3 protein-coding genes are annotated in these 3,118 nt (G+C 47.5%); all 3 read left to right on the forward strand.

Annotation, left to right across the window (positions count from 1 at the left end; all coding sequences use genetic code 11):
• Positions 1-1,200, forward strand: a 1,200-nt coding sequence (locus tag J0895_RS21305; RefSeq protein ID WP_207090006.1) for a WD40 repeat domain-containing protein, incomplete at its 5' end; no start/stop codon positions are given.
• A 106-nt stretch (positions 1,201-1,306) separates the two neighbouring features.
• Positions 1,307-1,642: a helix-turn-helix domain-containing protein gene (locus tag J0895_RS21310; RefSeq protein ID WP_207090007.1), complete on the forward strand. Its 336-nt coding sequence runs from the start codon at positions 1,307-1,309 to the stop codon at positions 1,640-1,642.
• On the forward strand, positions 1,639-3,057 hold the full coding sequence (locus J0895_RS21315) for an ATP-binding protein (RefSeq protein WP_207090008.1): 1,419 nt from the start codon (positions 1,639-1,641) through the stop codon (positions 3,055-3,057). Before J0895_RS21310 ends, J0895_RS21315 begins: the two co-directional genes overlap by 4 nt.
• The last annotated feature ends 61 nt before the right edge of the window (positions 3,058-3,118 follow it).

Consider the following 3,118-nt stretch of genomic DNA (forward strand, 5'->3'; position numbering starts at 1 on the left):
GTCACCCCCGATGGCAAAACCCTCACCTCCGGCAGTGCAGGGGGAACCGTGAAACTCTGGGATTTAACCACCGGCAACTGTCAAAAAACCTTAGAGGAACAGAGTAGTTCCGTTTGGTCCTTAGCAGTCGCTGCCGACAACAGAACCTTAATCGGAGGGAGTGCCGATGGGACTGTGAAAGTCTGGGATATGACAACTGGGGACTGTTTACATAGGTTAGCGGATCATAGTAGTCGGGTGGGAACGGTTGCCATTGCTCCCGATGGTCGCACTTTGGTCTCTGGAAGTGATGACGAAACCGTGAAACTCTGGGATATTGTGCGAGGAGAATGCCTCACAACCTTACAAGGATATGCCAGTGCGGTTTGGTCCTTGGCGATCGCCCCCGATGGCAACATCCTCGCCTCCGGCAGTGCCGATCGCAGCGTCAAACTCTGGGATTTAACCACCGGCGAATGTTTGAAAACTTGGCAGGGACATCCCAGCAAAGTGCTATCCGTCGCCATTCCCCCCACCGGAGGCTATCTCACAAGTATCAGCGATGATGGTACTATCCACCGTTGGGAAATGCAAACGGGTGAGAACCTCACAACCCAATGGAAACCCCCCAGTTCTGGGGAAGTGATGGCCTTGGCCCCGGATGGTCAAACCTTGGCATACGGGAGTGCTGACTGCACCGTGAAACTCTGGGATTTGCCAACGGAACAGGGGATGAACTCCTTACAAGGGCATACCAGTCGCGTGGTCTCTCTCTCCTTTAGTAGTGATAGCACAACCCTAGTTTCCGGCACTGATAATGGCACAATGAATTTGTGGGATTTCCGGAGGGGGAAATGCTTGAAAAGTTTACAGGGCCAAGGAAATTACGTCTGGGCTGTAGCAATTTCCCCAGATGGGAAAACCCTCGCCTCCGGTAGAGAAGATGGCATCGTAAGTCTCTGGGATATCGAAACCGGAGACTGTCTCAAAACCTTAGATGGACATGGGAGTGCCGTGTTATCCCTGGTGTTTCATCCCCAGGGGAAAACCCTCGTTTCTGGGAGTTATGATGAAACCATTAAAGTGTGGGAGTTAGAGTCAGGAGACTGTGTACAGGCGATCGTTAATAAACCCTACGCCGGGATGGATATTACCGGGGCGACGGGATTAACCGAGGCTCAAAAAGCGACTCTGAAAGCATTGGGTGCGATCGAGCAGTAGAGTGCAGAAACCGGGTTACGGTGTTTGTAAGTCTATCAGCGCGAAAGTCTGGTATTTTAACAAAAATTAAGAATTTTAGATTGCTTGTTCAGGTTATAATCAAACGATGACTCCATCCACCTTGCAGATTCCTGAACTCATCCGAGCCTTACGGAAGCGACTCAACCTCTCCCAGGAGAAGTTCGCCGCTCGTCTCGGTGTGTCGTTCCAGACCATCAACCGCTGGGAGAAAGGACGAACCACTCCTTCACCGATGGCGATTAAGGTAGACGACTTAGAACAAGAACGCGCCCAAAAAGCGGAGTTAGTGGGTAAGTCTTATGAGTCCATTTTGGACGAAGCCTATCGCTGGTCTTATTGGGCTGTGCCGAAGTTGCCTAATGGAGAAATCAACCGCAACAATTTTTTAGTCGGAGATGATTTAGAGGTAAATGCGGAATGATTACCCTTGAAACCCTTGAAAAATGGCTGCTTGTACCCACAGAGATAGAACGTCTTGAATTTAAAGAAGCCAAAGAACAGTATGATACGACTAAACTGCTGAAATATTGTATAGCGCTTGCCAATGAAAGAGGTGGTTATTTTGTTTTGGGTGTTACTGATAAACGGCCTCGCAAAGTAGTAGGTTCTCGATCTTGGTCAACCGCAAGGGAGTTAAACAAGATTAAGGCATATATAGTTGAGCAACTCAAATTTCGTGTAGAGGCAACAGAATTGCAGCATCCTGATGGACGAGTGCTGGTTTTTGAAGTGCCACCCCGTCCCGTCGGGCAACCATTAGCCTTCGAGGGACAATACCTAATGAGAGCGGGAGAATCTTTGGTGGGGATGACACCCGATGTACTCAAGAGCATTTTTGCTGAAGACCAACAAGAGTGGTTTTCCCAACCCGCTAAATCTAACGCTAGTCCTGACGATGTAATTGCGCTGCTAGATACCCAAACCTACTTTGAACTGCTAAAAATTCCCTATCCGACTAGCCGTGATGCTGTCCTTGAAAGATTGCAGAGCCAATATTTAATCAAACAAACAGTACAGGGTTGGACAATCACAAACCTATCTGCTATACTTTTGGCAAAAAAACTGGATGCCTTTTCCCCTGCATTGGCTCGTAAAGCACCCCGTGTTGTTATATATGAAGGTATTAACAAGCTGCAAACTCGTGATGACACGACAGGCATCCGAGGATATGCCATTGGCTTTGACGGATTAGTAGATTTTGTCCACTCAGCAGCACCGCAAAATCGCTTTATTGAGGAAGTTGTGCGAGAAGAAGTAAAGAAGTTTCCAAAACAGGCTTTACGAGAACTTATTGCTAATGCTTTGGTGCATCAAGATTTTCTAGTAACAGGTACTTCAGTGATGATCGAAATGTACAGCGATCGTATTGAGGTATCTAATCCAGGCATCCCATCTATTAAAGTAGAGCGATTTATTGATGAATATCGTTCACGGAACGAACAACTTGCCGACATAATGCGACGTTTCGGTATCTGCGAGGAAAAAGGGAGTGGTATTGACAAAGTTATAAACGCAGCAGAGTTATTTCAACTACCCGCCCCAGATTTTCGAGTAGGTGACACGCGCACGACAGCGGTGCTGTTTGCCCATCAGAATTTTGCCGATATGAGCAAAACAGACCGAATTCGAGCCTGCTACCAGCATTGCTGTCTGCTGTATGTCACCAATCAACGAATGTCGAACCAAACCCTACGGGAACGGTTTCGTCTAAGCGAGTCACAAGCTGCAACTGTTTCTCACATCATAGGAGCTACCAAAGAAGCTAGTTTGATCAAGACAGATGAATCTGAATCAAGCTCTACCCGCTATGCTCGCTATCTCCCTTTTTGGGCATAAAAGTGTTTTAACGCAAACCCAGATGAGTTCCTCTCCAAGTCTGAAACCCTTGCAAAATCAA

It is taken from the genome of Phormidium pseudopriestleyi FRX01 (genome assembly GCF_017313335.1).
Lineage (GTDB): Bacteria > Cyanobacteriota > Cyanobacteriia > Cyanobacteriales > Laspinemataceae > Laspinema > Laspinema pseudopriestleyi.

Bases quoted from the DNA above. Each gene is read 5' to 3' on its own strand.
- J0895_RS21310 (WP_207090007.1), top strand. From the start codon at position 1,307: ATGACTCCATCCACCTTGCAGATTCCTGAACTCATCCGAGCCTTACGG.
- J0895_RS21315 (WP_207090008.1), top strand. From the start codon at position 1,639: ATGATTACCCTTGAAACCCTTGAAAAATGGCTGCTTGTACCCACAGAG.